Here is a 25703-nt window from a genome sequence, read left to right as displayed (position 1 = left end):
GTCACCCCGAGAGGTGGAAGTTGCCGGACTGCCCGTACACGGACAGCGTGATGGTCAGCAGAATGAAAACCCCTGCGGTAATGGAGGTGCGCACCGCGCGGCCCACGGCCTCGCCGACACCGGCAGGACCGCCGGTCGCGGTGTACCCGTAATAGGTGTGCACCGCCATCACGGCGGCTGCCATGGCCAACGCCTCCGCAAAGGACCACAACAGGTCGGTCGGCTGCAGGAACGTCGAGAAGTAGTGGTCGTAAACGCCGCGGCTCTGCCCGTAGATGATCGTCGTGCCGAACCGGGTCGCGAGGAACGACATCAACACGGCGACGGTGTAGATCGGGATGACCGCGATGACCCCAGCCACGATGCGGGTGGAGGCCAGGTACGTGACCGCGCGGATGCCCATCACCTCGAGCGCGTCGATCTCCTCGTTGATGCGCATCGCGCCGAGCTGAGCGGTCGCGCCGGCACCGATGGTCGCGGCGAGTGCGACGCCCGCGGTCGCCGGCGCGATGAAGCGGACGTTGAGGAACGCCCCGAGGAAACCGGTGAGGGCCTCGATGCCGACGTTGGACAGGGTGTTGTAGCCCTGCACGGCGATCAGCGCGCCGGTGGACAGGGTGAGGAAGCCGATGATGACGATGGTGCCGCCGATGACGGCAAGTGCCCCTGTGCCAAGACCCATCGTTGCGATCAACCGCAGCACCTCGGCCGGGTAGCGTCGGATGGCGTCGGGGGTGGCCGCGAGCGCATTGCCGTAGAAGGCCGTCTGCTCCCCCAGCCGACGGGTCCCGTCGACCACCTTGTTCAGCGTCTCACCGCCGTGCGGGGCGTCCTCCACTTGAGCACTCACGGGGCGACCTTCACACCGAATGCCGTGGCCAGAATGTTGATCAGGAACAGTGCCATGAAGGCGAACACGACGGTTTCGTTGACGGCGTTGCCGACAGCTGTCGGGCCGCCGCCGACGGAAAGCCCCTTGTAGCAGGCGATCATGCCGGCCGACAGACCGAACAGCAGCGCCTTCACTAACGAGACGATCACCTGCGGCAGGCCAGTCAGCAGCGTCATTCCTGCGACGAACGACCCAGGGGTGACGTGTTGGACGTACACCACGAAGAAGAAGCTTCCAAGGAGTCCGACGACCGCGACTACTGAATACAGCATCAGCGCAACGAACGTCGCGGCGATCACCCGCGGCACCACGAGTGCCTGGACGGGGTTGACGCCGATGACCTTCATCGCGTCGATCTCCTCGCGAATCGTCCTGGCGCCCAGGTCAGCACACATCGCGGTCGAGCCCGCGCCGGATACGACGATCGCGGTCACCACGGGACCCACCTGCGTGACCGATGCCAGCGCGGCACCAGCACCGGACAGGTCGCCTGCGCCGACCTCCAGCAGCACGATGTTCAGCGTGAAGACGATCAGGACTGTGTAGGGAATCGAGAGCACGATCGTAGGTACGATCGAAACCCTTGCGACGAACCAGATCTGATCCAGAAGCTCGCGCCACGCAAACGGCCGGCGAAACATCGCCGCAAAGGCCTCGCCCGCGAGCACGAAGAAATCTCCCATGGCGTTCAGGGGCCTCGCCAGCGCTGACGCGTTCACTTCGCGGACGTTAAGCGCACCGAAATTAGCTGTCAAATGGAGCCTTGCCGTATATCCGCACGTCAATTACGGAGCGTGCAGGTACCCTCCCCCACGCCGCCTTTCGCTCACATTGATTAGATCTAGTGGATTAAAAGGCTTGCGGGCCTGTTCCGTACCAGTCCGAGAATGTCGCCGCCTGTCACCGTGTTCGCGCGTTCGCCGACGCGCAGGAGTTTCAACTCGACGAGTCGGCGGGGCATCGCGTCGATCTCCCCGGCGAGTATGTCTCGGACCTCGGCCACGTCGAGCAGTTCTTCGTCGTCACGATCGATCCTAATCACGTTCTGGCGGACCAGATCCACCATCGCGTCGAGTAGAGCGTCGCGATCGTGGTCGCCGTCCAAGAGAGGCAATAGGTGGCGGTCGAGCGGCGACAACGGCACGGACTCGTGCCAGTGATTGAAGACGAAGGCCTCGCCGTCGTCACGGGTCAGCTCGGCCGTTCGCCTGACCGACTCGTCCAGCCGCACCGGAGTCGATGCGGGGCGGGGAAACACCGGATCGAGTCGGTATCGCGCCAGACCTCGGGTGATCAAAACCTCGAGAAGGCCGTCGATGCGGGTGTCCAAGTCGGCCGGTGCGTCCACGTCGGCGCGAGCAAGCCGCGCACGGACGGCGGCGCGCAGTTCGTGCCATGAGCACGTCCACGGCCAACGGGTACTGAGCGCGTCGATGGCCGCCTTGACGGCTGGGTCGTACGCGATGATCGCGGCCACGCCGTCGGCACCATACCGTTGGTTCGAGTGATCCAGCAGCGTCCGCCCGGTGACGGGGTGCAACCGAGCCGCGACGTGCAGGCGGCGGTTGCGGTTGCGATCGACGGTGCGCGAAATCTGCTCTGCCCGTTCAACCTTCACCAACAGCGTTTGGCGGTAGCTTCGGTTCACCATGAAGTCCAGATGTTGTTCTACTTGGACTTGGTCTCCGCCGTCGACCTGGCGCAGATGATCGACGGCCAACGGTCCGTAGTTGCGGGCGAGCATGTTCTCGGGCTGCGCCTCGGCGAGGTACTCCAGGCCATTGGCGCGTGCGCGGTGCACGAAGTCGCGGAAGTAACACGGCGCGTTGAAGGCCTCCAGCTCTTCGTGCAGTAGGTAGTAGTCACCGCTCACCGACGCCATCGCCCGATGATCGGCGACGGCACGTGCCAGCACGCTGTCCGGTTGAGCGACGTCGTGGAGGAACTCGACCATGCGACGCGCACTAGCCACCTTCTCTGGCGGACTGGCCGTGTCGTCGACGCTCAGCAGCATGGCGTCGCGCACGATCTCCTTGGCCTTCCACCCCGGATACGTGTTGTAGCTGATGTAGGCGACGCCCGTGTCGGCCAGGAGCGAGCTACAGACGGCCAGGATCGCCTCCTGCACGTCATCCGGCACCCAGCTGTACACGCCGTGGCAGATGATGAAGTCGAACGGCCCGCGGGATGACAGGTCGACTTGGGCGATGTCCCCGTCGAGCAGTTCGACATTGTCGAGCCCGAGTGCGCGTACCCGCTCGCGTCCCTTGGCGACCTGCACCGGGGACAGGTCGATGCCCACCGCACTTGCTCGCGGATGCATCGCGGCGAAGGGGATCAAGTTCCCTGCGGCCGCGCAACCGATTTCGAGCACTCGCGCACTGTCTACCTCGGGCGTGTCGAGCCCGAAAATCCATGCGATGGAGGCCAATTGGCCTGGCGCTGATCGAGGATGGGCATATGACTCGTAGGGTGCTTCGTCATACGAGGCGCGCAACCTGTCGAGTGCGGCCTCGGCCCCGTCGTCGCCGCTCACCCTGTTATGCCTCCAACCACGGCCCCACGATTCGTGCGGGTCCTTGGCACCAACATCGGCGCGAACTGTGCATTTCCCGTGATCCTGTGCGCACATCCCGCCCTTTCAACGGGAGCCCCGCCGGTAGGCTCGACGCTCATGAGCGATGCGATAGACCCGGCGGTGCCTCCGAGTGGTACGGGTTGCGTCGAGTGTGATGACGTCAGCGGATGGTGGGTGCACCTGCGGCGATGCGCGGCGTGCGGGCACGTCGGGTGTTGCGACGACTCGCTGGCCAGGCACGCCGCGGCGCACTGGCGTGCGACCGGGCATCCGATCATCCGGTCGTTCGAGCCCGGCGAGGACTGGTTCTGGAACTACCAGACCAACGAGTACTACGACGGCCCCGAACTCGCTGAACCGCAAAACCATCCCGTCGACCAGAGCGTGCCCGGTCCACGCGAGCGCGTGCCCGGCGACTGGATGGCGCAGCTGCAGCATCGGAGCGATTGAGCCGCTGTGGTGAAGGTGGGGGGCGACAGTACGTTCACGGTGCTGGTCGCGTTCGCCGCGAATCTGGCGATCGCCGTGGCCAAGACCGCGGCCGCTGCGGTATCCGGTTCCGCGTCGATGAGCGCGGAGGCGGCACACTCCTGGGCTGACACCGGCAACGAGATCTTCCTTCTCATCGCCAATCGGCGCGGTGGCAGGGCCGCCGACGAGCGGCGCCCGCTCGGCTATGGGCGCGAGGTCTACGTGTGGTCGCTGCTCGCCGCCGTCGGCCTGTTCGTCGTCGGTGCGGCGGTCTCGATCTGGCGGGGCGTCACCGAACTGCTGCACGGCGCGGCGGGCGGTGAGGACTACCGACTGGCCTACCTCGTGCTGGCCGTCGCATTCATCCTGGAAGGCGCGTCCCTGATGCAGGCCGTCCGCCAGCTCCGGCGCGAGGCAAACAGATTCGATGCCGACCTCTTGGAGTACGCGCTGCAGACGTCGGATCCGACGGTGCGTGCGGTGTTCGCAGAGGACAGCGCGGCACTGATCGGCATCGCCATCGCATTCCTCGGCATCCTGCTGCACCAGCTCACCGGCGAGGTGCTGTGGGATGCCATCGGTTCCATTCTGGTCGGGATCCTGCTCGGCGTCGTGGCGGTCGTGTTGATCGACCGCAACCGCCAGTTCCTCACCGGTGAGCCGGGTTCCCCGAGGATCCGCGAGGCGCTCGTCGCCCGCCTGGCCGATTATCCCGAGGTAGCCGCCGTGCGCTTCCTTCGCGCCGAATTCATCGGACCGAAGCGGCTTTTCGTCATCGCCAGCGTCGACCTAGTGGGCGATAGCGTGGAGTCGTCGGTCGCCAAGACGCTGCGACTGCTCGAGAATCGCCTCGAGGAGCAGCCCTACGTCGCCGAAGCCGTGCTGACGGTTTCCGAACCGGACGAACCGGGTATACCAGCGCTGTGACCAGCCCAGACCCCAAGACGAGCCAGTCCGACGCCGGCCCTGACGGCGCCGAGGACGTGCAGAGCGACCCTGCCAAGGGCGCCGACGACAAGTCCGACTGGTCGGACGAAGGCGGCGCCACCGCGGACGACGGCGATTAGTCGCAGTAGCCGCCCAACGTACGGTTCCTGACGGGCTTTCGCGAGGTTTGCGTACAACAACCGCACGCTCGGCGCGTGGCGACGCTAGTGCGCGTCGGCCAGCGCCTCCTGCGCAGCGTTGTAGCCCGGGATGAACGTGATGCCGGGCCCGCCGTGGCAACCCGCACTCGCGAGGTAGAGCCCATCGATCGGAATCGGTTGGTCGACATAGCCCTTCGGGCCGGGGCGATTGACCCCCATCTGGTCCGGATGGATCAGCCCGTGGCAGTAGTCGCCGCCTGGCGCACCGAACATGGTGCCCATGTGCTTGGGCGTGAAGGTCGTGTGCTTCAGAATCAGGCTCTCGAAATTGGGGGCCAGCCGGGTCAACTTGTCGATGACCCGTTGCCCCATCTCCGCCTTCATGTCGCCGTAGCTCGTTGGCGATTCCTCAACCGGGAACCACAGCGAGAACGCCGACGCCGCATGCTTTCCGGGGGGCGCCAAGCCGGGGTCGTTGACCGACGGGATCTGCAGCGCGATTGACGGGTCCGCGGGCACGACACCGTGCCGGCAGTCCTCCCACTGCTGCTGCAGCTCCTCCGGAGTGCTGAAGATACCGATGTTCGACTGCAGGGCAGGATCATTGAGCAGTTCATACGGTGCGGCGAACTCCGGTATGCCGTCGAGGGCGAAGTGCATCTGCAGGTAGCTTCCGCGATGGTCGATCCGCGAGAACCGCTCGCGGACGTCGTCGGGCACCGCGGACGGCGCACACAGTGTGTTGACCGTGAGATCCGGTGCGACACCCGAGATGACGACGGGCGCGGTGATCGTCGTGCCGTCATCCAGGCGGACACCGGTGACGCGGCCGTCGACGACCTCGATCTCCTCCACCTTGGACCGCAGCCTCAGCTCGCCGCCGTTCGACGTGAACACCTCGCAGAGGTGGGAGGTCAGCGCGCCGATGCCGCCCCTGAGCTTCTTGACGAGCAGCGCGTTCTCGTCGGGGACGGCGAACCCGTAGGCCAGCGCCGCGGCGCTGCCGGGAGTCGCGGGCCCGCGGTAGGTCGTGTTGACGGCCAATAGCGCCAGCATGCCCCGCAGCGCGCCGTGCTTCTCCCTGTCCGGCAGATAGCGGTCAAGCACGTCGGTGACCGATCCGAACAACAGGTCGGTGATGGTCGTTCGTTCGAATTCGTTTGTGGCGCAGGCATACATCTCGTCGAGAGTCTTGGGCGGCTGGCCTGCGTCGAACCGACCGAGCGCCCGGGTCGGCGCCTGACACCAGGCCATCAGACCCATCATCCCGTTGACGGCCTCGGCTCCGTGCACCTCGTTGATGTGCGTCATCAGCTTCATCGGGTCGGTGTAGTAGACGAGGGGTTCGTCGCCGACGCCGCGCAGTGACACCGACATCACGTCGAGGTCGACCGTGGGCAGTTCGTCGAGGCCGAGTGCGCGGCTCACCACCGCCGACGTCGGAATCTGCACCGAGCCGGCGATCTCGAACTTGAAGCCGTCGAACAGCTCCACCGTCGAGGCCATCCCGCCCGCGTAGAGCTTGGACTCCAGGCACAGCGTGCGCAGTCCGGCGCGCTGAAGCAGGGTGGCCGCGGTCAGTCCGTTGTGGCCCGCACCGATGACAATCGCGTCGAAGGCCTCCGCACGCGAGGAGGAAATGGGGTCCGTCATGAACTGAGGCTGGCACTCACCCCATGTTTTGTCAATAATGACAAAACATCCGTCAGTGCACCATCAGTGCGTCGGCGTGTGTGAATCTGACGACGCGACACGCCAGCGACCCGTCGCCGGATTCACGCCCGGAGCCGCGGGTCGACGATTCCCGACTGCAGGGACTCCAGCGCCATGCGGCACAAACGCGCGAGCTCGGGCAGCGACCGGTTGGGATCGAGCATCCACACCTCCATCGCCCCGAACACCGCCGCGGCGATGCACCGCGCCGTCACGGTGATCCGCAACCGCTCGTCGGTGCCAGGCGCCGGGGGCTCGTCGCGGGTCAGGAACTCCTCGACCGCCTCGGCGAAGTCCGCCTCGACCTGCCTGATGTGTCGCACGATCCGGCCGGGATCGAGTTCCTGGGCACGCAATTCGGCGATCCTCGAGACGGCGTCGACGTCGTAGGGCGCCGACATCACCGCCGCGTGCACGGACTCGATCAACGATTCCTCGCCAGACTGGTTGGCCAGCGCGGCGCGGAACCACTCCACCCCCGCGTCGTAGTCGGCGAATAGCAGATCCTGCTTGGACGCGAAGTGCCGGTAGAACGTGCGCAGCGACACCCCGGCGTCGGCGGCGATCTGGTCGGCCGACGTGTCGTCGACACCTTGCGCGAGGAACCGCACCAACGCCGCTTTGCGCAACGCCTCACGAGTTCGCTCGCTGCGCGCTGTCTGCGCAGGTCGGACCATCTGGGTAAGGTACCTGACTCAGTGCCGCGGATCGATGAGGGCGATGGCGGCTGCTACCGCTTCCTCGGTGACGTCGCTCATCCGCCCGCCGTCCTCGACGGTGATCGCGGTCAGCTCGCGAAGCCCGCCGAGCAGCATGATGATCCGCTGCCGCGACACCGGCGCCGCGGCGCGGAACCCCTCCGAGTCGGTCAGCGCCTGCACCATCGTGATGAAGTTGTCCATCGCGTCGCGCTGCAGCCGGCGGGCCGTATTGGCGAGCGCTGGAACGTCGCGAATCCAGCTGAGCATCAGGGCCGGACGGGATTCGACGGACGCGATCCATGCCTCGATGGCCTGCCGCGCCTGAACGTCCCACGGCGCGGCAGGGTCGACGGCGGCGGTGATCCGTCTGATCTGCTCGGCGTTCGCTTCGGCCAACAACGCGACGAAGCATTCGTCCTTGCTGGTGAAGTGCTCGTAGAAGGTTCGGCGCGAGGTCCTGGCGCGCCGGACGACGTCGGCGATCGTCGTCTTCGGATAGCCGTCCTCGGCGATCGACTCCTCGAGGGCGTCGAACAGACGTTGCCGGAAGCTTGCGTTCACTGGGTTGGGATCGTACCGGGGCCGCGCGTGCGTCCACCCGCCAATGGCGGATCGACCGGGTCCGCGACTTTGCCGACGAGGTGCCGAGCGCTATCTGGGGAGTTTCGACTCCATCTTGTCGGCGACCTGGGCGGCCTCCGTCAGGGTCGCCGGCTGCTGCGGCTTGCACGCCTGAACGTCGAGGATCAGGTTGGCGACGACCCCGAGAAACCGTTGGCACGACCGCGTCTGCTCACCACTGCCCCGCGTGAACGGCATCGACAACTCGGTGTCGGTTTTGGTCAGGTCGCCGCTCAGCCACGCAGGCAGGGGCTGGTCGTTGAGCCTGATGTTCACGTGGTGATTGGTGCACTTCGACCATCGGTCGACCGACTGCGTGAAGAAATCCCGCGCCCCGTCGGCCGTCCGGTAGGAGACGACGGACTGCACGACGAGAGAGTCCCACTTGTCGGAGTCCGGTTGCCGAAACAACTGTTGGCGCATCGACTTCCAGTGGGTCGGGTCGTAGACCGGGCCCTCGTTGACCTGCCACACGCCCAGGCAATTGAGATTGGGGAGGAGGTTGCGGTGATCGCTCATCGCGGTGACCACCGGATGCGGGTTCATCGCCGTCGTCCCCATGATGGCGTTGATCTCCCCGGCAGTGAGCAACAGCCCGTCGAGCGCGGAGTCCGGAACGGCCTTCGGCGATTCCGATGCCCCGGTGGCCGCTCCTCCCCCACATCCGACCAACGCCAGACAGAGCACGAGCACGCCAATGACACGCAGCTTCACGGGGTACCCGGGTCTAGGCGTGCGTACCTGCCGCCGCGCACGCCTCCTGAACCTGTTCGGCGTTGTTGTTCATCGAGGTCGCGGTGTTGTTCAGGCTGTCGCCGGGGATACGCAATCCCATCTTGACGAGCAGCGCCGTCGCCCCCATGGACCAACTCCGCATCGGACTCGCGATCTCGGGCTGCAATCCCGGGACGTTCGACGCGTCCATCGCGGTGCCGGCGGCCTGGCGCAACGCGGTACGGCCGACTTCGTTGCTGCTCTGCACTGCCGGGTCCGAGTAGTCGGAGCCCTCGAAGGAGTCGGCGAAGCTGCCGTAATAGTTCGAGGCACCATCGAGCACCTGGCCGAATGCCTGGCACGCCGCCACCGCCGGCGCACCCGCGTCATCCGATTGCACCGGGGCCACGGCTACCTGAACCGGACCAGGGTCGGCGGCATCGTCGTCGGCCCACGCCGTTGGCAGGACCGAGAACCCAATGCCGAGCGCGATCATCGTTGGGACAGATGCTCGCAGGCATGTGCGGAATGAAGTCAAGATTTCCTCCGTGGTAGTCGGTTTCGCAAGGGTTTGCCTGTATCCGGTGCACCCACGTCGACAAGCCCCGTCTGGTCTCGAAGGCGGTACAGCCACCCACGGTCGGTTGGTCACATGTCCAAATCATGAACACACCACCAACGACTGACCTCCAGTGGCCATCCATTGGCTTTCATCGCGATTGGGCCTCGATGTGAACTGACTGAGAACGCCCTTCCCAGACGCTCATTCGATGGGAGTGGGGCGCGAATTGTTCGGCGGCCGTTCATCGTTTGGCAACCCCACCATTAGATGCTCCGACGCGACAGATTCGTTGGATCCACTCGGATTCCGACCCACGAGAGGCGCTCTTAACACCATGTTGAACCGTTTAGCCATGTTGGCAACTGTCTGCATCGCGCTACCCGTCGGAGTCGCGCCCCTCGCACTGGCCGACCCGCCTCCGCCGCCGGATCCCGCCGTCCAGCCGGTGAACGCCACCAATCCGCTGCCGCCCGAGGGTGCCGTTCCGTCGGCCCCTCCCGGCGTTCTGGACACCCCGGACGGGTGGCACCTCGAGGTTAGCGGTGCCAACGAGACTCAGCTGCCGGTCGCACCGTTGACCACCGCGATCTCGTCGCGTGAGTACCTGATCGCTGGCACCTTCACCGGCAAGATCACCGGCGGCGGCAAGACCAAGCTGACCGGTGGATCGCTTGAGGCCGGTGAGCAGATCGGCTGCGGCATCATCTCCGACGAGACGGAGATCAACCCCGGTGCGAACATCACTCCGGGCCTCAGCGCGATCGGCCTTCCCAGCGTCTCCGCAGGCATCAGCCTGCAGGGCAAGGTCTACCTGAAGCCCGGCACCGTGACCACCGTCGCGATCGACAAGAAGTCGTTCAAGGGCACCACAACGCGCGTCACCATCACCGGTGTCCGCGTCAAGACCGACCAGTGCGCCGGCCAGTCGTTCATCCGCTCGTACGCGACGCTGACCGCCTCGACCGACAACACCGACGACGTCATCACCTACCTCGGCGTCACCAAGTCCGTCTAACCCCAGCCGACCTCGAACGAGAGAACACAATGAATCGCTTCGCCGCAGTGGCAGCCGCTTGCATGGCCCTCACCTTCGCCGCCACCTCGCCCCTCGCGTCAGCGGACCCGCCGATCGATCCGGCCGCCGACCCCGGGCCGCCGCCCGACAACGGCGTCGTCCCGTCCGCCGACCCAGGCATCGTGACGAGCCCCGACGGGTGGACGCTGACCGTCGTCGCAAAGGACGAGACCCAGTTGCCCGTTGCCCCGCTGACCACCGCCGTCTCGTCGCGCGAGTACCTGGTGGGCGGCACCTTCACCGGCACCGTCACCGGCGGGGGAAAGACGTCGCTGAGCGGCGGAACGTTGGAAGCCGGGTACCAGATCGGCTGCGGTATCGAGCTCGGGCAGGTTCGTCTGATCGGCCAGGCCGGCGTCTCGGTGGGTGGCCTTAGCTTCCCGGCGACGGGCCCCGTCTTCGCACCGGCGCTGTCGTTCCCGCTGTCCGGCACCATCGAGATCCACCCGAAGCCGGGAACGGTGTCGACGGTGACGGTCGACAAGAAGACGTTCAAGGCCGCCCCGGTTCGCGTCACCCTCAAGGACACGCACATCAAGGTCGACGGTTGCGTCGGTCAGTCGTTCATTCGGTCGTACGCAACGCTGACGAGCTCGACGACGGACACCGACGACATCGTCGCCTACTACGGGGTGACCAAGTCCGTCTGACGTCATTCGCAGAGCACCCCGGGCATCCACACCGAAAGCAGGGCAGTTGGCCATGATTGACCGAAATCGCATCGCGGCCGCAGCATTCGGCGTGCTCGCCGTCGGAGCGGCGGTCGCCTTCCCGGCGACCGCCGTCGCCGACGACGGACCGCCCGATCCGCTGCCGGTTCCCGGGGATCCCGCACCACCTCCACCACCTCCCGGCCCGACGATTCCGATAATCGGCGCACCGGTGGGCCCGGCCGGGTTCGACGTGCTGGCCCAGAACAACGTTCCTTCTGCAGGCCCAGGGAACCTCGGGGCTCCACCGGTCTATGGCATCGATGGGACGAGCGTTCTTGCCCAGACCGCAGCACCGTCGCTGCCTGGGGCGGTGGGGGCACCTCCGAACCTGAACGTGTTCAACAACGCCTACGGCGCCGGGGCCATCAACGACGTGCCGGCTGCGCCCGGCAAGGGCACGCAGTTCGACGTGGCTCCCGGCCAGGAGAATGCGGACGTATCCCGTAGGGAGTGGCTCGGCCGGTACATCGACCTGTACCGCGCCGGTGACCTGAAGGGTGGACTGCTGGGCCAGGTTCCGAAGGACCAACTCGGCGAACCGCTTCCGGGCACCGCGCCACCGCCGGGAACCAACATTCCGTCGGGGCTCGGCGAGTTCCTGCCGGACCCTGCGGACGCTGCGCCTCCTGGCGCCGTACCTCCGCCTCCTGGCGTCGTTCTACCCGTGCCTCCGCCGCCCGGGTGATTCGACTCTCCACCGATTGACCTCTCGCGCCCACCGGCCAACGCCGGTGGGCGCGAAATCTTTTGGGGGCCAACCGGTCTCACTACACCAGCAGCGCCCGGACCGCTTCGACGATGACTGCGCGCCGGTGCGCATGGTTCTCGTCGGCGACCAATGCGGCGTACTCCGGCGTCATCCCCGACCACAACCCGGAGATCTGCAGCACCAACCCGAGTAGATCGACCGCCGACCATCGGTCCGTCAGCGCCCCGTCGGCCTGAGCCTTCGCGATGGCATCCACCTTCGCGGCGTTCGACTCGGCGATGATGTCGATCGGATCCTGCGTTCCCGCGCGCTCGAGCCGGTACCACGTGGCGAGCCGCTGCACGTGCGGGCGCGCCACGTAGCCGTCGAACAACCGTCCGGCGTACTCCGGTAGATCGGTGGCGTCGATTGGGCTGTCGCGAAGCGTCGTCACGACGAGGTCGTGGAACACCGCTTCGAACAAGCCGTCCTTGTTGCCGAAGTAGTGATAGATCTGCGCCTTGTTCGACGCCGCCGCGACGGCGATCCGGTCGACGCGTGCACCGGCGATGCCGAACGCCGCGAACTCCTCGGCGGCGGCGTCGAGCAGGCGCCTGCGGGTCGCGTCCGCGTCTCTGACCATGAACGCACTCTAGTCAACTAACCGTCTAGTTGACAACGCGCCACGCTGAGCGTTCAATGCAACTAACCGTTCAGTTGACTATTGGAGGAAGCGACATGACCCAGGTATTTCTCGTCACCGGCAGCTCCCGCGGGCTCGGCAGGGAGATCGTCGAAGCGGCGTTGGCGGCGGGACACCACGTGGTGGCGACCGCACGGAAGGCCGAGCAACTCGCCCACCTCGTCGACACGTACGGCGATCAGGTGCGCGCCGTCGCGCTCGACGTCACCGATCCCTTAGCGGCCGCCGCCGCGGTCCGCACCGCGGTCGACGCGTTCGGCCGGCTCGACGTCGTGGTGAACAACGCCGGGTACGCCGATCTCGCCGCGATCGAGGACGTCAGCCTCGACGACTTCCGCGCGCAGATCGAGACCAACCTCTTCGGGGTCGTCACCGTCACCAAGGCGGCGCTGCCGCAGCTGCGCGCACAAGGCTCCGGCCACATCATCCAGGTCTCGTCGGTGGGTGGACGCATGGCCAGCGTCGGCCTCGGCGCCTACCAGTCGGCCAAGTGGGCGGTCGGCGGCTTCTCCAGCGTGCTCAGCCAGGAAGTCGCGCCGCTCGGGATCAAGGTGACCGTCCTCGAACCCGGTGGCATGCGGACGGATTGGGCCGGCAGCTCGATGGCGATCCCGGCAGTCAGCGCGCCATACGAGCCGACCGTCGGCGAACGCGCCCGGATGATCAGGGACGGCCTCACCACCGAGGCGAGCGACCCGGCCAAGGTGGCCCGAGTCGTCCTCGACGTCGCCGCGATGGCGGAGCCGCCGCTGCGACTGCTGCTCGGCAGCGACGCCTTCCGCTACGGCACCGCGGCGGGACGAGCACTCGCCGAGTCAGACCAGTCATGGCGCGAGCTCAGCATCTCCACCGACCACGACGATGCCACCGAGGCGCAGTTGGACCCGCTTGGCCAGGGCGCATCGTGACCACGTCGATCACCGTTGGCACCACCCGGATCACCGGGGGCGGCCCTCGGTCGTCGACTCTGCGCGGAGGGCGCGGAACCGCGAGTCGCGCGCGCCGTCGGTGCAGAGTCGACTGGAGGCCAGGGGGATTGGGCGCTTTGGCTCACGGCGTTGCCTGGCCTTCCGGCGCGCAGTGCGAGTCGTGCTAGACAGGTCGAGTGAGCACACTTGCCGACCAGACCCGTTGGATGGACGCGACCGACCAGGCGGCCCTCGTTGCGTCGGGCGAGGTGTCGCCCGGCGAGCTGCTGGAGGCGGCGGTCGAGCGCATCGAACGGTACGACCCGGCCATCAACGCAGTCGTGATCCGCTGGTTCGATCACGCCCGCGAGACCGCCGCGAGCGCCGACCTGCCCAACGGTCCGTTCCGCGGCGTGCCGTTCCTGATCAAGGATCTGTACGCCTCGTACGCAGGGCAGCGGATCAGCAACGGCAACGTCGCGTTCAAGGAAGCAGGGTTCATCGCCGACGCCGACACGACCCTCGTCAGCCGCCATCGCGCGGCCGGGCTGGTGATCGCCGGGCGCACCAACAGTCCCGAGCTCGGCAGCGTCCCGACCACCGAGCCGATCGCGTGGGGCGCGACCCACAACCCGTGGGACACGACGCGCTCCCCCGGTGGATCGAGCGGTGGTGCGGCAGCCGCGGTCGCCTCGGGGATGGTGCCGTTCGCCCACGCCAGTGACGGCGGTGGATCGATTCGCATCCCCGCGTCGTGCTGCGGACTGGTCGGGCTCAAGCCGAGCCAGGGCCGCATCACCGTCGGTCCGGTGCGCGACGAGACCGGGCTCGGGGTCGAGCATTGCGTCAGCCGCACGGTTCGTGATTCGGCCGCGTTACTCGACGCGACGCGTGGGCCAGGCGTCGGCGACACCGTGATCGCGGCACCGCCCACACGTCCGTACGTCGACGAGCTCGGCGCCGACCCGGGCCGGCTGCGGATCGGCATCCTCGATCACCATCCACAGGACGGGCCGATCGACGCCGAAGTCGCGGACGCGACGCGTGCCGTCGGCCGGCTTCTCGAATCGTTGGGCCACCACGTCGAGCCGGCTTGGCCGACGGCGTTGGAGGACAAGGCCTTCAGCGCGAAGTTCATGGCGCTGTGGAGCACCAACATGGGGCTGGCACTGCGCCGCTTCGAGGATCAGTTGGGCCGCCCGTTGGCGGATCGCGAGTTCGAGCCGATGAACCGGATCCAGGCCGACTTCGCCACCAACGTCACCTCCGTCGACTACGCACTCGCACTGTCGGAGGTCACCCAGTACCGACGAGCGCTGCAGTCGTGGTGGCACGACGGCTGGGATCTCTTGCTCACGCCGACTGTCGCCGAGCTACCCCTCAAGCTCGGCACGATCGTCAACGACCCCGACAACCCGATGGCGGCGATGGCGCGCGCCGGCCAATTCGTGGCGTTCACTCCCCCGTTCAACACCAGCGGCCAGCCGGCCATCAGCCTGCCGCTGGAGTGGACGGCCGAGGGCCTGCCGATCGGTGTGCAGCTCGTTGCCGCCTACGGTCGCGAAGACGTCCTGCTTCGCATCGCCAGCCAGCTCGAGCAGGCGAACCCCTGGGCACACCGCACACCGGGGATGTGAGCGTCACGGGCGTTTGCCCGCAGAAGTAATGGCTCGCTGCTTATCGTGAGCCGGTGGAGGGGACGCCATTTGGCCGCTACCGGCTGATCGAACTGCTGGGCCGTGGCGGAATGGGTGAGGTGTGGCGCGCCCACGACACCGAGATCGATCGAGTGGTGGCGTTGAAGGTGTTGCTACCCCGCTACGCCAAGGACCCGGAGTTCGAGACGCGGTTTCGCCGCGAGGCGCGCGCCGCCGCACGTCTGGACGATCCGCACGTCGTGCCGATCTACGACGTCGGGGAGATCGACGGCCGGCTGTACGTCACGATGCGGCTGATCGACGGGGTGGATCTGCAGACCCTGTTGGACGCCGGGCCGTTGGACGCACAGCGCGCAGTGCACGTCATCGAGCAGATCGCCTCGGCGCTGCACAGCGCGCATCAGGCCGGGCTGGTGCACCGCGACGTCAAACCGTCCAACATTCTGTTGGCACACAACGACTTCGCGTACCTGATCGATTTCGGCATCGCCCGCTCCACCGGTGACTCCGCGTTGACGTCGGCCAACACCACCATCGGCACGTGGGCCTACATGGCTCCGGAACGCTTCAATACCAGGGAGATTCAGCCCAGCTCGGACATCTACGCGTTGACGTGCGTGCTCTACCAATGCCTCACCGGCGAACTGCCCTTCCCCGGCGATACCCTCCAGCAGGTCGCGGTCAGCCACATGGTCATGCCGCCACCCAAACCCTCCAAGGACCGCGACACCGTCCCGGGCGCGATGGACCAGGTGATCGCCACCGGACTGGCGAAAGCACCCACCGACCGCTACCAGAGCCCCGTGCAGATGGCCGCCGCGGCGCGACAAGCCATCACCGAGCCGACGAGCATCCCCGCCGACCCGGCATTCGCCCAGCCGTGGCTGTCCAGCGGCGAGTCACCGACGGTGCCGGCGCACCTCAGCGGATCCTCGCCCCCGCCCGCCGGAAATCGTCGCCGACTCCTGATCGGCGCCGTGCTTGGCGTCGCACTGCTGATCGCCGGTGGTGTCTTCGCCGGCGTGAAGCTCTCACAGAAGAGCGAGCCGGCGGCCCCCGCCGCATCCCCGGCCCCAACGTCCGTGGCGCCCACCGCGACACCCAACACCGGCCCCTTCACCGGCGTCTACCGAGCCAATTACGGACCGATCACTGGGCTCAACGACGAGCCGGGTCCCGATACCGGGAAGCCAACGGACACGTATGCGGTTCGCTCGGCGTGCCGCCCGACGGGGTGCGTGGCGACCGCATCACGCCTCAGCGGGACGACCGCGTTGCCTGCGCCGATGGTGTTCGACGAGATCGGCGACCGGTGGTTCGTGGTCGGTCTTTCCACGGTTCCATGCAAGACCGATCCCGCCACCGAATCCTGGGAGGTGCTCACGCTGCAACCGCGTCCCGACGGCACCCTCGCCGGTGAATTCACCGCGACGACGAGCAATGACTGCCTGGCCAAACGCACCGTGACATTCACTCGGACCGGAGACGTCGACGTCGAGACGCTGCCCGACCCGGTCACCGTGCCGCCGCGAGTGGTGTCGCCTGCCGAAGCGCTACGCGGCCAGTACCGGCAGTCGCGAACCTTCCGGTCGGTCGGCCAAACGCAGCAGACCGTCTACCGCGTCGACACCAACTGCCTGCGCACCGGCGATCGGTGCATCAGTTTCTTCCATGGCCAAGCAGGCGAGGCGGAACCGCTGACCTTCCGCGACGGCAACTGGAACCTGTTCACCGAGAGCGACAATGCGTGTCGCGGCGGCCAGATGCAAGTCACGAAGTCCGGACGGTATCCACTGCCCCAACCCCTGCAGAATCCGATCACGCTTCTCACCGGGAACGGCCGCCAGGATCAGACCGCACCGTGCGCAGGCAACATCGAGTTCAACGAAACATTCACGCGCATCGGCGATTAACGATCGCGCCCACGGACACGGCGATTGATCGCTATCGTGAACCGGTGGAGGGCACCTCATTCGGCCGCTACCAGCTGATCGAACTGCTGGGTCGCGGCGGCATGGGCGAGGTGTGGCGCGCACACGACACCCAGATCGACCGCGTGGTGGCGTTGAAGATGCTGCTGCCGCACTACGCCCAAGACCCCGAGTTCGACAAGCGCTTTCGCCGCGAAGCGCGCGCTGCGGCACGCCTCGACGACCCTCACATCGTGCCGATCTACGACGTCGGCGAGATCGACGGCCGGCTTTACGTCACGATGCGGCTGATCGCAGGCCAGGACCTGCAGACCGTGCTCAACGACGGCCCCATGCCACCCGCACGCGCGGTGAACGTCATCGAGCAGATCGCCTCGGCACTGCACAGCGCCCACCGGACCGGGCTGGTACACCGCGACGTCAAACCGTCCAACATCCTGTTGGCCGACAACGACTTCGCGTACCTGATCGACTTCGGCATCGCCCGCGCCACCGGCGACACCGCGTTGACGTCGGCCAACACCACCATCGGTACGTGGGCCTACATGGCGCCCGAGCGTTTCCAGGCGGGCGAGATTCGGCCAAGCTCGGATGTCTACGCGCTGGCATGCGTGCTGTTTCAGTGCCTGACCGGAAGGGTGCCGTTCCCCGGCGACACCCTCGAGCAAGTCGCGGTAGGGCACATGGTCACTCCGCCGCCGAAACCGTCGCACGACCACGACACGGTCCCCGTGGCGATGGACCACGTGATCGCCACCGGCCTCGCCAAACAGCCCGGCGACCGCTACGCCAGCACCATCGACCTGGCCACCGCTGCGCAACAGGCAATCGCCCCGCAGGCCAACCATATCCACGCGGCGCCACCGCCGTCGATCGATCCCGATCCCGCCCACACCCAACCCTGGCAATCCAGCAGCGAAGCGCCGACCACGCCAGCGCACGTCGGTGCACTCCCGCCGCCACCGGCGGGGAAGCCTCCAAGCCAGCGTCGTGGCATCCTGATCGGCGCGCTGGTCGCGGTCGTCCTGCTGATCGCCGGTGGCGTCTTCGCAACGGTAAAGCTCACGCAGCCAGCCGATCCGACCTCGACCGAGCTGCCGTCCACCACCGCCAACGCCGCTCCAGGCACCGCTGCCCCGCCACCCAACACGGGTCCCTTCACCGGTGTCTACCGCGCCGACTTCGGTCGGGCGACCGGACTGGACGGCGCGCCGAGACCCGGCACGGCGCCGTCGACCGGCACGTACGGCATGCGCTCGGTGTGCATCTCGGGCCGGTGCGTGGCGACCGCATCGCAATTCAAGGGCGACGCCGCCTTCGCATCGACGATGGTGTTCGACGAAGTCGGCGACCAATGGCTATCCGTCGTCGTTGCCCCCGGCCAGTGCAAGGGCGCACAGACCGAGACCTGGCAGGTGTTCAGCCTGCAACCCCGACCCGACGGCACCCTCACCGGCGAACACACCAGGACCACCGCCGACCTTTGCGCGGAGACGCGAACCGTGACGTTCACCCGCACCGGAGACGTCGACGTCGACGCCGACTTCTACACGCTGCCCGATCCTGCCGACCTCCCGCCACGGGTGGTGTCGCCCGCCGAAGCACTACGCGGCAATTACCACATCACGCGGACCTTCACGATGAAGGGACTTCCGGTACTGCAGGCGGACTCGCGCGTCACGACCGAGTGTCTGCGTACGGGTGATCGGTGCATGAGCTACTTCTCCATCACATCGGGTGACATCCCACTCCTGTTCGACGGCGCGAAGTTCACGTCTACCGATCGAACCCAAAGTCCCTGCCCGAGCGGCGATCTGTCGAATCTGACGACCGACGCGCAGTATCCGCTGCCCCAACCACCGCAAGATCCGATCCAGTTCCTTAGCGGGCACGGCACGTGGGTGCAAACCGGGACCTGCGCGGTCAACTTGGAGTTCGACGAAACGTTCACGCGCACGGGCGATTAGCTCAGCTAACCGTTTCTCCTACTAATCGGATGGCAATTCTTCTATTCGGCTGACGTGCATGCCATTACGTGGTACCGCGCGCGAGTCCAAATGTTGCGCTCGCACGTAAGCGGTTGCAGCGCAAGCACAAACCGAGACCGGACTGCGGGTTCGGACGACACACGCGATCCGGTATGCCACGAAAGTTGCCGAGATGTGACCTGGACCGCATAATCAGCCGGTGACCCGACTGGTGCGTCGTCTCCGCGTCCTTGCCGTAGCGATGATCTCGGTAGTTCCACTGCTCTCGATTCCGGTCGCAGCCGCCGACCCGCCAGGGGGCGCAAGTATCACCGGCATCGAACACGTCACCGACCGCTGGGACAAGGTCTCGGTGTTCTCGCCGTCGATGAACAAGGTCATCGTCAACGACGTCTTCAAGGCCCCAAGGTCGGGTGCGCCCACGTTCTATCTGATGCCCGGCATCGACGGCGGCGACAACCTCGACCCGGGTGGAAACTTCGCGCCCGGCAGCAAGAGCTGGTTCGGATTCACCGACCTGCAGGGCTTCTTCGGCAACAAGAACGTCAACGTCGTCTCACCCCTCGGTGGGGCCTTCAGCTGGTACACCAACTGGGTCAACGACGGCAGCAAGCAGTACCAGACCTACATGACGCAGGAGCTGCCCCCGCTGATCAACGCGCAGTACAAGACCAACGGCCGCAACGCGGTTGCCGGCTTGTCGAGCACCGGCGGCACCGCCGTCGACTACGCCATCCAGGCGCCGGGACTTTACCGGGCCGTCGGCTCCTACAGCGGATTCCTGACCCCGTCGACGGGTGCCCAGAACATCGCGCTGACGCTCACTGGCGGCGGCGCAAATGCCGACGACATGTGGGGACCGCAGGGCGGCCCGTTGTGGGTGGCGCACGATCCGACGGTGAACGTCGCGAGGCTCAAGGGCACCGCCGTCTTCGTCACCGCTTCGGGCGGCGGCCAGGGCGACGTCGACAAGCTGCCCCCCGGCACCAACAACTTCGCCGGCGGATTCATCGAGGGCATCGTCAACGACAGCACCAGGCAGTTCGCGGACGCCGCGGCGGCTGCCGGGGTGCCGATCAAGTACGTCGTCCGACCGCAGGGTTCCCACTCGTGGGGCCTGTTCGAGTCGGAGATGCAGGATTCCTGGAACGCCACCATCGGGCCAGCACTCGGGGTCTAGTCCTTCCCGTCATCGCCCGGCCGAGGGTCGGATAATCGGAGACGCCCTTCTTCGGCATCTTTGAGCTGCGGAAACAACGCGCTTCGTCGACGGCCAAAACGGCTGCCAAGCGCCGCCAAGAATCCGCCAAGCGGTTCGCTGCAATCTTTTCGTGACCGGCCACCAAGGGCCTACAGCACGAAAGGAGCCAACCATGAACACCACCGTCGCGACTCTCGAGTCCAAACTTCCGACGACCACACCGCGCGTGCGCCAGATGGCTGGCCTCTACGCGCTGAAGCCGTGGTTCACCGGCCGCCTGGCACCGATCGTCAACGTCGCCGTCACACGGAGCATCTCACCGGACGCGTTCACCGCCGCAGGTGTCGTCGCCGCCGGAGCGGCTGCAGTGGCGATCGCCTTCGGCTACTGGCCGCTGGCCGCACTGTTCCTGGTGCTGCGGCTGGCCGGTGCCAACCTCGACGGCGCGGTTGCCCGCGCCGCAGGGAAGAGCCGGCCGTGGGGATTCGTCGTCAACGAGATCGGCGACCGCACCTCCGACCTCCTGGCCTTCGCCGGGTTGGCGGTGTTCGTCGCTCGCCACGACGGCTCGGGGATGCACTGGTTGTCCTGGCCGGTGCTCCAGGTCCTGCTGGCCGCACTGGCCGCGACGATGCCCACCTTCGCCTCGCTGGCCGCAGCGGCCGCAGGCGCGCAACGCCGCAACGGCGGCCCGATGGGCAAGACCGAACGGTGCCTCTTCATGGTGCTGGCGACCGTATTCCCGGTCCTCCTGCCGGTCTTCTTGATGCAGCTGGTGAACGGTTCGCTGATCACCACCGTGCTGCGGCTGCGGGGCGCCCGCCGCGAGCTGGCGGCCAAGCAGCTGGAACGACCGCGAGTCGTCGTCGAGGCGAGCGAAGCGACGGGGAATCACTTCGTCGAGTACTTCGACGCCGTGACGCAGCCGCTGTACGCGGTGACACAACCGCTGACCGCCGTGACGCGCCCCTTGATCGGTGTGGCGGCATGACCACGACGCGAATCTCGAGCGTGCTGCGGCACGGGCTGTGGCGGATCGCGTGCGCAGTGTCGGGCGGACTGACCGTGACCGGTCGGTGGGGCGTCTCGGGTGGCTGCATCGTCGTGGCCAACCACTCCTCACACGCCGACACCGCAGCACTGCTTGCGGCGCTGCCGCCCTCGGCCCAGCCGGTGTTCGGCGCGGCGGCCGACTACTGGTTCGACGTGCCGGTACGCCGTTTCGTGGCCACCTCGCTGGCAGGCATCCTGCCGGTACAGCGGTCGGGCGACGGCGGCTATGCCGCGCTGCTGGCGGCCGTCCGCCCCGCTCTCAAAGCTGGACGCACGGTGGTCGTCTACCCGGAGGGCACCCGCTCGACGGACGGAAGCATCGGCGAATTCCGCTCAGGCGCCTTGCGATTGGCGCGGGACTGCGGGGTGCCGATCGTTCCCGTCGCAGTGCTGGGCACCGCCGAGGTGCTGCCCAAGGCCGGCCACTACTCCCCAGCCCCGATACGCGTCCACATCGGCGATCCCGTCGACCCGGCCACCACCTCGGCACCGCAGCTGCGGGAGCAGGTTATGGCCTTGCGGGACAACCGTCTTCCGGAGAGCGTAGACGGATATGCCCTCGTTTCTTGACGGCGCCTTTCTCAACGGCGATCTCGCGGCACCGACCGATATGGTTGGCCAGATGAGCCGGCCGCTGCCGCCCCCGATCACCGTTCGCTCTGGTGGTTGGCAGCGGACGTTTGCGCCGGGTCGCGACGTCGTCATCGGGCGCGACGTGCGAGCCGACGTACGCATCCCGCACCTGGGAGTCTCCCGATCGCACGTGGTGCTGCGCTGCCTCGACGGGCATTGGGTCGCGGTGGACGACAAGAGCTTCAATGGAATGTTCGTCGGACAGCGACGGGTGAGTTCGGTGGACATCCGCGACGGGCAGACCATCCACGTCGGCGACCCCGACGGTCCGCTGTTGACGTTCGAGCTCGGCCCCGTCCCGCAGCCGGATGATCGGCCGACGACGCGGCTGCCACGGCAGGGCGAACCCGAGACCGTCGTCTCGACGCGCATCGGCCGCGCGCCCGACAACGACGTCGTCATCCCCGATGTGCTGGCCTCGAGCCACCACGCATCGTTGGTGTCGACGCCAAAGGGCATACGGATTCAGGACGCCGGCAGCGCGAACGGCACCTTCGTCAACGGCGAGCCCGTCAAGGACGCTGTGCTGCAGGAAGACGACGTCGTCACGATCGGCAACGTCGACTTCGTTTTCACCGAAGGCGATCTCGTCCGTCGCTCCGCACCCGCGACGAAGACCGGCGGCCTCGAAGTCCACGGCGTCAGCCTGACGATCGAGGGCGCGGTCACACTGTTGGACCGGATCTCCTTGACCGCAAGGCCGGGCACGCTGACCGCGGTGATCGGCCCGTCCGGTTCGGGCAAGTCGACGCTTTCGAAGGCGATCATCGGCGCCGCACGGCCGACGAGCGGCACTGCGTCATTCGACGGACACGACGTCCATGCCGAAAATGCGTTGCTGCTCAACCGGATCGGCATGGTGCCGCAGGACGACGTCGTGCATCGTCAGCTCACCATCAGTCAGGCGCTCGGCTATGCCGCAGAACTGCGGATGCCGCCGGACACCACCAAGGCCGATCGGCAGCGGGTGATCGCGCAGGTACTCGAGGAACTCGAACTGACGCCACACGCGCAGACGGGCATCGACAAGCTGTCGGGTGGGCAGCGCAAGCGCGTGTCGGTCGCCATGGAACTGTTGACCGGTCCGTCGCTGCTGGTGCTCGACGAGCCGACGACGGGGCTCGACCCCGCACTCGACCGGCAGGTGATGGTGATGCTGCGCCAGCTCGCCGACGCAGGCCGCGTGATCGTGGTGGTGACGCACTCGTTGACGTACCTCGATGACTGCGATCAGGTGCTGCTGCTCGCCCCTGGCGGCAAGACCGCGTTCTGCGGGCCGCCGAGTGAGCTCGGGGCGGCCATGGGATCGACCGATTGGGCCGACGTCTTCGACGGCGTGCGCGACGATCCCGACGGTGCGCAGCAGCGCCATCTGGCCCGCACCGGGCCGGTGGTGGCCATGCCCACCCAGGTCGTGCCCGCCACGCCCGTCGGCACGGTCAAGCCGGCGCGCACCAGCACGTGGCGCCAGTTCTCGACCGTCGCCCGCCGCCAGGTGCAGCTGCTCCTAGCCGACCGCGGCTACGTCGCCTTGCTGCTGGCGCTGCCGTTCATCGTCGGCCTGCTGCCGCTCACCGTGGCTGGTCACGCCGGCTTCGGTGCGCCTGCGCCCGGCGCCCCCCCGCTCGAGCCGAAGCAGATCATCGCGCTGCTGAACTTCGGCGCGATCCTGTTGGGGACGACGCTGACCGTTCGTGACCTGACCGGTGAACGCGTCATCTTCCGCCGCGAGCAGGCGGTCGGACTGTCGGCGTCGGCCTACCTCTTGGCGAAGATCGCGGTGTTCGGGGCGGTCGCGGTGATTCAGTCGGCGATCCTGACCCTGGTCGTCACAGCGCCCAGGTTCGGCAAGCCGGCGCCGTCGGGCGCGGCGGCGCTGGGCAGTCCGATGTTCGAGTTGTTCGTCGACGTCGCGGCCACGTGTGTAGGGGCGATGATCCTCGGGCTGGCGGTGTCGGCCGTGGCGAAGAGCAGCGACCAGGTCATCATTCTGCTGGCGGCGACGTTGGTGATTCAGCTGGTGCTCGCGGGCGGCTTCATCCCGGTGACCAACCGGCCACTGCTTGAAACCATCTCCATGTTCACTCCCGCGCGGTGGGGGTTCGCGGCGACGGCCTCGACGGCTGACCTGAGCAACCTGGCGGTGGGCATCGCGAAGGACTCGCACTGGAAGCACACCTCCGCGGCGTGGTTCTTCGACATCGCGATGCTCGGGGTGTTGTCCATCGCCTTTGCGGGTTTCGTTCGCTGGAAGATCCGGCTCAAGGCCGCCCGCAGTTAGGACCACGCCATTTAGGACCACACGGCGATCACCGCGGACAGGCCGACGGTGAAGATGACGACCGCGATGATCAAGTAGACGCCGTAGAGCCGTCGCAGCACGGGATGCAACAGGCTGGCGAGTAGCCACACGACCAGTCCCACCATCGAGATGCGCAGGCCACGTTCCAGCAGTGTCCAGCCGGCCAGGTTCCACAGGTCGATGTGGTGCTCACCGGCGGCGCGGGCATACACCTTGACGGGGATGCCCGAGAACGCTTGATTCATGATCGCGCTCGGCCCGGCGGCCAGCTGGTCGAACGCCGTCGCCGCCATCCGCGGGGTAGTCAGCGGCGCTGGCAACAAGACACCACGCGACGCAAGCCCCGCGGTGGTCAGTACGCCGAGCACGGAGCCGGCGATGACCGCCGCAGCCCATGCCATCACGCGGCGGGGAACGGCGGCGGCGAACAGGATCAACGCCATCTCCGCGACGATGAACCAGCTCAGTGCCTCGGCGAAACCCCACACGAACGCCACGACCAAGCCGTACGGACCGGCGGCGAGACGGGCGATCACCGACCAGACGCGTGATTGGCGCTCCGTCTGGTCGCTCATCCGAGGAGATACGCCAGCGGGAGCACCAGCAACAGCGAGTCGATCCGGTCGAGCAGACCGCCGAAGCCCGGCAGCCAGTCGCCGGCGTCCTTGACCTGAGCCTGCCGCTTCAGCATGGATTCGAGGAGGTCGCCGAACAGACCACCGATCGCCACCGCGACGAGCAGACCGACCGAGATCGTGCCCAACAACGTCAGGATGACGAACGCTCCGATGACGGCGCCGACCATCCCACCGATCGTCTTGTTCGGGCTCAACGGGGACAGCGGCTGACGCGCCCAACCCAAGCGACGCAACCCCTTTCCGCCACACCAGGCGGCGACGTCGGTGACCGCTACGGCGAAGCCCACCAGAAACGTGTCCGGCAACAACACCACTAGGTGCGCCAACGACCAGCAGATCCACACCGATCCGAATGCGGTGAACGCCGTGCGCCTCGAGCCGTTCTCGACGTCGCCGCCGAGGAGTGCAGGCAGCGCACAGAGCAGCATGACGATCGGTGCGAGGTTCAACAACGATGGACGTAGCCAGGCCGCGAGCGGATACAGCACGGCGAGCGCAAGGAGTACGTAGGTGTCGACCTTGCTCAGTCGTGCCAACCGCGCGTACTCGATCACCGCGACGACGGCGAGCGCGGCGGCCAGCACCGCGGTGGTGCCAGCGCCGATCCAGACGGGGATGCCGACCACCGGTGCGATGAGTACCCATGTCCGCCACTTGAGGATCAATTCCTGCTTGCGCGAGACGAGTACCGCGATGCCGCCGATCACCAGAAGCCCCACGGTGATCCACATCAGGAACACCGAGCGGCCGTACAGGTGGACGTGCAGGGGACCCAGGTCGACGTTGAGCGGCATCCGGCGATCGAGGTGAAGAAACCACAGGTACTGGTCGACGAGCATCGGCCTCCCCCGACAAAGTGCGGTCCAGGACAA

25 protein-coding genes are annotated in these 25703 nt (G+C 66.9%); 14 read left to right on the top strand and 11 right to left on the bottom strand.

Annotated elements, in window-relative coordinates; genetic code table 11:
• Position 1: 1 nt before the first annotated feature.
• From HNP02_RS11040 to HNP02_RS11030, 3 genes are all read right to left on the bottom strand, one after another.
• Positions 2–850, bottom strand: coding sequence for an ABC transporter permease (locus HNP02_RS11040; RefSeq protein WP_309241508.1), 849 nt, complete (start codon positions 848–850; stop codon positions 2–4).
• Complete coding sequence (locus HNP02_RS11035; protein WP_184438101.1) at positions 847–1611, bottom strand: ABC transporter permease; 765 nt, start codon at positions 1609–1611, stop codon at positions 847–849. Before HNP02_RS11035 ends, HNP02_RS11040 begins: the two co-directional genes overlap by 4 nt.
• 122 nt (positions 1612–1733) lie before the next feature.
• Positions 1734–3428, bottom strand: a complete 1695-nt coding sequence (locus tag HNP02_RS11030; protein ID WP_184438099.1) for a class I SAM-dependent methyltransferase — start codon at positions 3426–3428, stop codon at positions 1734–1736.
• 138 nt (positions 3429–3566) lie between these two features.
• Between HNP02_RS11030 and HNP02_RS11025 the strand changes: the two genes are divergently transcribed.
• From HNP02_RS11025 to HNP02_RS11015, 3 genes are read left to right on the top strand one after another with little or no spacing between them, the layout of a single operon-like run.
• On the top strand, positions 3567–3920 hold the full coding sequence (locus tag HNP02_RS11025; protein WP_184438097.1) for a UBP-type zinc finger domain-containing protein: 354 nt from the start codon (positions 3567–3569) through the stop codon (positions 3918–3920).
• A gap of 6 nt (positions 3921–3926) precedes the next feature.
• Complete coding sequence (locus HNP02_RS11020) at positions 3927–4868, top strand: cation diffusion facilitator family transporter (protein WP_184438095.1); 942 nt, start codon at positions 3927–3929, stop codon at positions 4866–4868.
• Positions 4865–5008 carry a hypothetical protein gene (locus HNP02_RS11015; RefSeq protein WP_184438093.1) on the top strand — a complete coding sequence of 48 codons (144 nt, stop codon included), beginning with the start codon at positions 4865–4867 and terminating at the stop codon, positions 5006–5008. Before HNP02_RS11020 ends, HNP02_RS11015 begins: the two co-directional genes overlap by 4 nt.
• An 84-nt stretch (positions 5009–5092) precedes the next feature.
• Here HNP02_RS11015 and HNP02_RS11010 read toward each other — a convergent pair whose 3' ends face one another.
• The 5 genes from HNP02_RS11010 to HNP02_RS10990 form a co-directional block, all read right to left on the bottom strand.
• Positions 5093–6682 carry an NAD(P)/FAD-dependent oxidoreductase gene (locus HNP02_RS11010; RefSeq protein WP_184438091.1) on the bottom strand — a complete coding sequence of 530 codons (1590 nt, stop codon included), beginning with the start codon at positions 6680–6682 and terminating at the stop codon, positions 5093–5095.
• A gap of 122 nt (positions 6683–6804) precedes the next feature.
• A complete protein-coding gene (locus HNP02_RS11005) occupies positions 6805–7419 on the bottom strand; it encodes a TetR/AcrR family transcriptional regulator (protein ID WP_184438089.1) in 615 nt (204 codons plus the stop codon).
• A gap of 18 nt (positions 7420–7437) precedes the next feature.
• On the bottom strand, positions 7438–8004 hold the full coding sequence (locus tag HNP02_RS11000; protein WP_184438087.1) for a TetR/AcrR family transcriptional regulator: 567 nt from the start codon (positions 8002–8004) through the stop codon (positions 7438–7440).
• Positions 8005–8094: 90 nt separating this feature from the next.
• The gene (locus tag HNP02_RS10995; RefSeq protein ID WP_309241507.1) at positions 8095–8778 is read right to left on the bottom strand and encodes a sensor domain-containing protein; all 684 of its coding nucleotides are present in this window, start codon (positions 8776–8778) and stop codon (positions 8095–8097) included.
• Between the two features lie 13 nt (positions 8779–8791).
• On the bottom strand, positions 8792–9316 hold the full coding sequence (locus HNP02_RS10990; RefSeq protein WP_255506425.1) for a hypothetical protein: 525 nt from the start codon (positions 9314–9316) through the stop codon (positions 8792–8794).
• A gap of 358 nt (positions 9317–9674) precedes the next feature.
• Between HNP02_RS10990 and HNP02_RS10985 the strand changes: the two genes are divergently transcribed.
• Genes HNP02_RS10985 through HNP02_RS10975 form a run of 3 tightly spaced genes read left to right on the top strand, consistent with a single transcriptional unit; the run spans position 9675 to position 11813 of the window.
• Positions 9675–10355 (top strand): MspA family porin, encoded by a 681-nt coding sequence (locus tag HNP02_RS10985; protein ID WP_184438085.1) that lies wholly within the window; start codon positions 9675–9677, stop codon positions 10353–10355.
• A 29-nt stretch (positions 10356–10384) separates the two neighbouring features.
• Positions 10385–11065, top strand: coding sequence for an MspA family porin (locus tag HNP02_RS10980; protein WP_184438083.1), 681 nt, complete (start codon positions 10385–10387; stop codon positions 11063–11065).
• Between the two features lie 52 nt (positions 11066–11117).
• Complete coding sequence (locus tag HNP02_RS10975) at positions 11118–11813, top strand: hypothetical protein (RefSeq protein WP_184438081.1); 696 nt, start codon at positions 11118–11120, stop codon at positions 11811–11813.
• An 82-nt stretch (positions 11814–11895) separates the two neighbouring features.
• On the opposite strand, the gene HNP02_RS10970 is transcribed toward HNP02_RS10975, so the two are convergent.
• Entirely contained in the window at positions 11896–12459 is a 564-nt protein-coding gene (locus tag HNP02_RS10970) for a TetR family transcriptional regulator (RefSeq protein WP_184438079.1), read from the bottom strand.
• A gap of 95 nt (positions 12460–12554) precedes the next feature.
• Between HNP02_RS10970 and HNP02_RS10965 the strand changes: the two genes are divergently transcribed.
• From HNP02_RS10965 to HNP02_RS10930, 8 genes are all read left to right on the top strand, one after another.
• On the top strand, positions 12555–13427 hold the full coding sequence (locus tag HNP02_RS10965; protein ID WP_184438077.1) for an SDR family NAD(P)-dependent oxidoreductase: 873 nt from the start codon (positions 12555–12557) through the stop codon (positions 13425–13427).
• Positions 13428–13624: 197 nt separating this feature from the next.
• Complete coding sequence (locus tag HNP02_RS10960; protein WP_184438075.1) at positions 13625–15064, top strand: amidase; 1440 nt, start codon at positions 13625–13627, stop codon at positions 15062–15064.
• A gap of 53 nt (positions 15065–15117) precedes the next feature.
• Entirely contained in the window at positions 15118–16998 is a 1881-nt protein-coding gene (locus HNP02_RS10955; RefSeq protein ID WP_184438073.1) for a protein kinase, read from the top strand.
• A gap of 44 nt (positions 16999–17042) precedes the next feature.
• Positions 17043–18983 (top strand): serine/threonine-protein kinase, encoded by a 1941-nt coding sequence (locus HNP02_RS10950; protein WP_375373657.1) that lies wholly within the window; start codon positions 17043–17045, stop codon positions 18981–18983.
• 220 nt (positions 18984–19203) lie between these two features.
• Complete coding sequence (locus tag HNP02_RS10945) at positions 19204–20184, top strand: alpha/beta hydrolase family protein (RefSeq protein WP_184438069.1); 981 nt, start codon at positions 19204–19206, stop codon at positions 20182–20184.
• A gap of 193 nt (positions 20185–20377) precedes the next feature.
• Complete coding sequence (locus HNP02_RS10940) at positions 20378–21196, top strand: CDP-alcohol phosphatidyltransferase family protein (RefSeq protein ID WP_255506424.1); 819 nt, start codon at positions 20378–20380, stop codon at positions 21194–21196.
• Complete coding sequence (locus tag HNP02_RS10935) at positions 21193–21828, top strand: 1-acyl-sn-glycerol-3-phosphate acyltransferase (protein WP_184438067.1); 636 nt, start codon at positions 21193–21195, stop codon at positions 21826–21828. The genes HNP02_RS10940 and HNP02_RS10935 overlap by 4 nt, the downstream gene beginning before the upstream one ends.
• 52 nt (positions 21829–21880) lie before the next feature.
• Entirely contained in the window at positions 21881–24172 is a 2292-nt protein-coding gene (locus tag HNP02_RS10930; protein ID WP_184438065.1) for an ATP-binding cassette domain-containing protein, read from the top strand.
• Between the two features lie 11 nt (positions 24173–24183).
• On the opposite strand, the gene HNP02_RS10925 is transcribed toward HNP02_RS10930, so the two are convergent.
• Together HNP02_RS10925 and HNP02_RS10920 are read right to left on the bottom strand one after the other, a co-directional pair.
• Positions 24184–24768 carry a hypothetical protein gene (locus HNP02_RS10925; RefSeq protein ID WP_184438063.1) on the bottom strand — a complete coding sequence of 195 codons (585 nt, stop codon included), beginning with the start codon at positions 24766–24768 and terminating at the stop codon, positions 24184–24186.
• Positions 24765–25670: a phosphatidate cytidylyltransferase gene (locus HNP02_RS10920; protein WP_184438061.1), complete on the bottom strand. Its 906-nt coding sequence runs from the start codon at positions 25668–25670 to the stop codon at positions 24765–24767. The genes HNP02_RS10925 and HNP02_RS10920 overlap by 4 nt, the downstream gene beginning before the upstream one ends.
• Between the last annotated feature and the right edge of the window lie 33 nt (positions 25671–25703).

This window comes from Mycobacterium sp. AZCC_0083 (assembly GCF_014202335.1).
GTDB lineage: Bacteria > Actinomycetota > Actinomycetes > Mycobacteriales > Mycobacteriaceae > Mycobacterium.
The sequence above is the reverse complement of the archived record's forward strand: the minus strand, read 5'-3'. Positions and strand labels throughout refer to the sequence as shown.

What these genes read in the sequence shown, in the direction of transcription:
- HNP02_RS10940 (WP_255506424.1), top strand. Translation starts at nt 20,378, where the DNA reads ATGAACACCACCGTCGCGACTCTCGAGTCCAAACTTCCGACGACCACA.
- HNP02_RS10930 (WP_184438065.1), top strand. Translation starts at nt 21,881, where the DNA reads ATGAGCCGGCCGCTGCCGCCCCCGATCACCGTTCGCTCTGGTGGTTGG.
- HNP02_RS11025 (WP_184438097.1), top strand. Translation starts at nt 3,567, where the DNA reads ATGAGCGATGCGATAGACCCGGCGGTGCCTCCGAGTGGTACGGGTTGC.
- HNP02_RS10965 (WP_184438077.1), top strand. Translation starts at nt 12,555, where the DNA reads ATGACCCAGGTATTTCTCGTCACCGGCAGCTCCCGCGGGCTCGGCAGG.
- HNP02_RS11010 (WP_184438091.1), bottom strand. Translation starts at nt 6,682, where the DNA reads ATGACGGACCCCATTTCCTCCTCGCGTGCGGAGGCCTTCGACGCGATT.
- HNP02_RS10970 (WP_184438079.1), bottom strand. Translation starts at nt 12,459, where the DNA reads ATGGTCAGAGACGCGGACGCGACCCGCAGGCGCCTGCTCGACGCCGCC.
- HNP02_RS11005 (WP_184438089.1), bottom strand. Translation starts at nt 7,419, where the DNA reads ATGGTCCGACCTGCGCAGACAGCGCGCAGCGAGCGAACTCGTGAGGCG.
- HNP02_RS10920 (WP_184438061.1), bottom strand. Translation starts at nt 25,670, where the DNA reads ATGCTCGTCGACCAGTACCTGTGGTTTCTTCACCTCGATCGCCGGATG.
- HNP02_RS10925 (WP_184438063.1), bottom strand. Translation starts at nt 24,768, where the DNA reads ATGAGCGACCAGACGGAGCGCCAATCACGCGTCTGGTCGGTGATCGCC.
- HNP02_RS10975 (WP_184438081.1), top strand. Translation starts at nt 11,118, where the DNA reads ATGATTGACCGAAATCGCATCGCGGCCGCAGCATTCGGCGTGCTCGCC.
- HNP02_RS10980 (WP_184438083.1), top strand. Translation starts at nt 10,385, where the DNA reads ATGAATCGCTTCGCCGCAGTGGCAGCCGCTTGCATGGCCCTCACCTTC.
- HNP02_RS10935 (WP_184438067.1), top strand. Translation starts at nt 21,193, where the DNA reads ATGACCACGACGCGAATCTCGAGCGTGCTGCGGCACGGGCTGTGGCGG.
- HNP02_RS10985 (WP_184438085.1), top strand. Translation starts at nt 9,675, where the DNA reads ATGTTGAACCGTTTAGCCATGTTGGCAACTGTCTGCATCGCGCTACCC.